Here is a 745-nt window from a genome sequence, read left to right on the forward strand (position 1 = left end):
TTTAACAGTTGGCAGGCCGGTGGGCTGACGGTACCAGGCTGGCGCTTCGATGCGAAAGGCTGGTGCTTCCACCGTCAGCGGCAGGCGCGTGATCATGTTGCGGCTGCTGTTGCCGACGCACACGTGCCACGCGCCACCGGCCAGGGTGAACTGCTGATGCTGCTCGTTCCAGCGTGAAAAAGCGCGCTTGGGCAGCGTCAGCGTCACGGTCTGCTGCTCGCCCGGGTCAAGCCAGACTTTTTGAAACGCCGCCAGCGCCTGTTTAGGGACCAGCTGGTCCTGGTCGTCCTCGCTGACGTAGGCCTGAACAACTTCGGCGCCGCGCAGGCTCCCGGTGTTTTTCACGTCAACGGTGACGGTCAGTGCCTGATCAGTTTTACCAAGGTGATCGGCGTTCAGGCGCGCGTTGCTCATGGCGAAGGTGGTGTAGCTCATCCCGAAGCCGAACGGGAAGGCGACGTCCTGCTTGGCCTTGTCGTAGTAACGATAGCCGACGTACAGACTCTCGGCGTACGGGACCGATAACGGGTCGTGCCCGTACAACGTGCTGGACGGCACGTCTTCGTAGCGGAGCGGGTAAGTCTCGGTCAGTTTGCCAGAGGGCGACACCGCGCCGAACAGCAGGCGTTCCGCGGCGGCCCCGACGGCTTCACCACCGAGGAACAAGTTGAGCACGGCCTTGGCGTCCTTCGCCCAGTCGGTGGCGACCACGGAGCCCGCCACCAGCAGGACCACGACATTCGGG

General features: G+C 63.8%; 1 protein-coding gene. It reads right to left on the bottom strand.

The window, feature by feature from the left end:
* The coding region (locus JCM13995_RS13495; RefSeq protein ID WP_173581570.1) for a fibronectin type III-like domain-contianing protein at positions 1–745 on the bottom strand (745 nt) is incomplete at both ends.

Source organism: Lacticaseibacillus camelliae DSM 22697 = JCM 13995, assembly GCF_001311195.1.
In the GTDB taxonomy this organism is placed as follows: domain Bacteria; phylum Bacillota; class Bacilli; order Lactobacillales; family Lactobacillaceae; genus Lacticaseibacillus; species Lacticaseibacillus camelliae.